The 2,798-nt window shown below is 64.8% G+C and carries 3 protein-coding genes; all 3 read left to right on the top strand.

Annotation, left to right across the window (positions count from 1 at the left end):
• Positions 1-1,782: tyrosine-type recombinase/integrase (locus CVV68_RS22765; RefSeq protein ID WP_146239005.1), on the top strand; the 1,782-nt coding region annotated here is incomplete at its 5' end.
• The gene (locus CVV68_RS22760) at positions 1,782-2,195 is read left to right on the top strand and encodes a DUF6262 family protein (protein WP_110503255.1); all 414 of its coding nucleotides are present in this window, start codon (positions 1,782-1,784) and stop codon (positions 2,193-2,195) included. The genes CVV68_RS22765 and CVV68_RS22760, both read left to right, overlap by 1 nt.
• A 170-nt stretch (positions 2,196-2,365) precedes the next feature.
• Positions 2,366-2,557, top strand: a complete 192-nt coding sequence (locus tag CVV68_RS22755) for a hypothetical protein (protein WP_110503254.1) — start codon at positions 2,366-2,368, stop codon at positions 2,555-2,557.
• Positions 2,558-2,798 lie beyond the last annotated feature (241 nt).

Here is a 2,798-nt window from a genome sequence, read left to right as displayed (position 1 = left end):
TCACTCGGGGTGCATCGCCGCACCGGCCGGTTGCCGGCGACGGCCACGGCGCAGCAGGTCCGCGTGTTGTTGTCGCGGATGATGCGGCTGCTGGTGACCGCGCTGGACACCGGCCCGTGGTGGCGACGAGATCGGTGGGATCCGGTGGAGGAGCCCCGGATCCCGCTGCGCGAACACGAACCAATGGGCAGGTATGCGGTGCACTTCGATGCCATCTCCACCGGCTGGCTTCGTCTCGCTATCCAGTGGCATTGCAAGGTCGGCTTGGATACCGGGATGCTGACCTGGTCCACGGTGCACCGCAGGACCGCGGCCATTCGCGTCTTCGATACTTTCCTCGTGGGTCAAAACGTCCCCGGCCCACACCTGGCTGTCGACGCGGCGGGGGTCCGTCGCCTGATGCTGGACTTCCTGGGTTACGTGCGCGCCAAGTCCGTCACCCGCGGGCCGCGGGCCGGGCAGCGGCTCTCGCCAGCGTCGCTCCAGAAAACCGCCGGGGATCTGGAGGCGTTCTATGCGTTCATGACCGAGAACAAAGACGACGCGGCCGCCACGTTGACTGACCCGGGATGGTCTCAACTGGGGCCAGAGCACACCCGTTTCTACCGACGCGGGGAACTGGGCAGCAAGCCCCGCCCGCGCCTGGAAGGCCAGATCATCGACGACGAGGCCATGAGCAAGGTGATGGCCGGGCTCGGACTATTGGGGACACCCGTCGAGGAGGGCGGATTTGGCGATGAGCAGGCCATGCGAATCACCATGCTGATGGCGCTGCTGGGACGACGGGTCAGCGAGATCTGCATGCTCGACCCCGATCCGCTGCTACCGCTCTCTTCGACCGGGCTAAAGGCACTGCAACCAGGCGAGGACCCACAGACGCAGGCGCCGGTGGCCAAGTTGCACTATCAACAGACGAAGATCGACGGCGGCCCCGACACAGTGTTGGTGGACGCGGAGGTGGTCACGATCATCCATGCCCAGCAGCAGTGGGCGGCCCGGCATTTCGCCGAATACGGGGCGCCGGGCAAGATACCTAAGTACCTGTTCTTGGCGGCAATGAAGAACCGCAACGGCGACCGCCCGTATTCGAGCTTGACGCTGCGGAACTTGTTGACCCGCCTGGCCGAACGGCTCGATATCCGTGACGGTGCCGGCCGCCTGGTTGATTTCAACCGCACTCACCGCTTCCGCCATACCGTAGCCACCGGCCTGCTCAACGCCGGCGTGCCGTTGCACGTAGTACAGCGGCACCTCGGACACCTCACGCCGACCATGACGATGACGTACGCGCAGACGCTGCAATCAACCGCCGAGGCGGAGTTCCTGCGCTACCGCAAGATCACCGCCAGCGCCGAGAACATCGACATTGACCCGCGAGACCTTTACGACATGCTCGAGCTGGACCGGCGCAGCGACCGGATCTTGCCTAACGGCTGGTGCCTGTTGCCACCCCGACAAACGTGCACGAAAGGCAATGCCTGTTTGACATGTGACAAGTTCGCCACCGATGCCAGTTTCCTGCCCGAGCTACAGGCCCAACAAGACCGCACCGCCGAGCTGATCGACCAACGCCGAACGGCTTTCCTGGCGCGCACTGGTGAGCAGATGGGGGAAGAGAACATCTGGCTGGCCGGCCGCCGGCAAGAACACGATGCGCTGGGCCGCGTCATCGTCACACTCGAACAGACCCGGCTCGCCGACGGGACAGTTCAAGCCGTGCGCGGTGCCGGCGTCACCGCCCGCACCGATCCCATCACTGAGAACCAGGAAAACAAACACTGATGCGAGGCAACCCCGAGAACCTACGACAAGCCGCGGCCCGCAAGAGCGTGGCCGCGAGAACCCGCGCAGAACAAGGCCTGCAGGAGATGGTTCGGCAAGGTCAGCCGGTCACCTTCCGCGGTCTGGCCAAGACCTCTGGCGTCTCGCTGGACTTCCTCTACTCCACCACTGATATCCGCCGCCGGATAGAACAGCTACGCACCCAACAACAGGCCACGGCCCCCGCCGCGGCCGGCCGGGGCGATAGCGATGAACCGAGCAGTGTGGTGCGCACCCTCACCGCCCAACTGGCCGAGCTCAAACGCCGCCACCGCGACGAAGTACACCAACTACGGGAAGCACTGGAAGTCGCGCACAGTGAGAATCTGCAACTGCGCCGCCGGCTTGGCCCCCCCAGCGCCGCCGAGGAATGAAGGACCATGAACAAAGGACCTAATATCCAGATTCACCGACGGCAAGCGGGGGTACATCCTGGATGGCATCGCCACCCAGTCCGCCGATAGGCGCGAATCGCGTGCGAACCGGCCACCATCACCACCGAGCAGATCACCACCGGCGATCCCCACACCCCTCAGGAGACAACATGACCGCCGACCCCGGCCACCCCCGTACGCAGCAGGATGACCTCGTGCTCCTGGTCGCCGGCGAGGAAACCGGCTGGTGGGACGATCGCGGCCGCCCGGCACCTTGGCCGGAAGACTTCGACGACCCCGGCGGCGGATGGGTCCCCGCCGGCGAACCCAACGACACGAAACCAGGAAATCCGCCCTTCTAGCTCCAACTCGAAGGGGCAGATACACCGATACCCCGCTGCGAGGGACCCGAGTACCCTCGAGCACCAAAGTCCGGGCGCGGTCCCGCGCTACCGGTATTTGCGTATCCGAGCGCTGACACCGCCCCGACACCTGAACAGCGCCGCGTAATGCCACTAGCCCGATCAGCGCTCCCTTACGGACGCGTACGCAAGTGGTCTATCAGGGGAAACAACGGAAAAATTTGTATTTCCCCAGATAAGA

This window comes from Arthrobacter livingstonensis, from assembly GCF_003219815.1.
Taxonomy (GTDB): Bacteria; Actinomycetota; Actinomycetes; order Actinomycetales; family Micrococcaceae; genus Specibacter; species Specibacter livingstonensis.
The sequence above is the reverse complement of the archived record's forward strand: the minus strand, read 5'-3'. Positions and strand labels throughout refer to the sequence as shown.

Bases quoted from the DNA above. Each gene is read 5' to 3' on its own strand.
- CVV68_RS22760 (WP_110503255.1), top strand. From the start codon at position 1,782: ATGCGAGGCAACCCCGAGAACCTACGACAAGCCGCGGCCCGCAAGAGC.
- CVV68_RS22755 (WP_110503254.1), top strand. From the start codon at position 2,366: ATGACCGCCGACCCCGGCCACCCCCGTACGCAGCAGGATGACCTCGTG.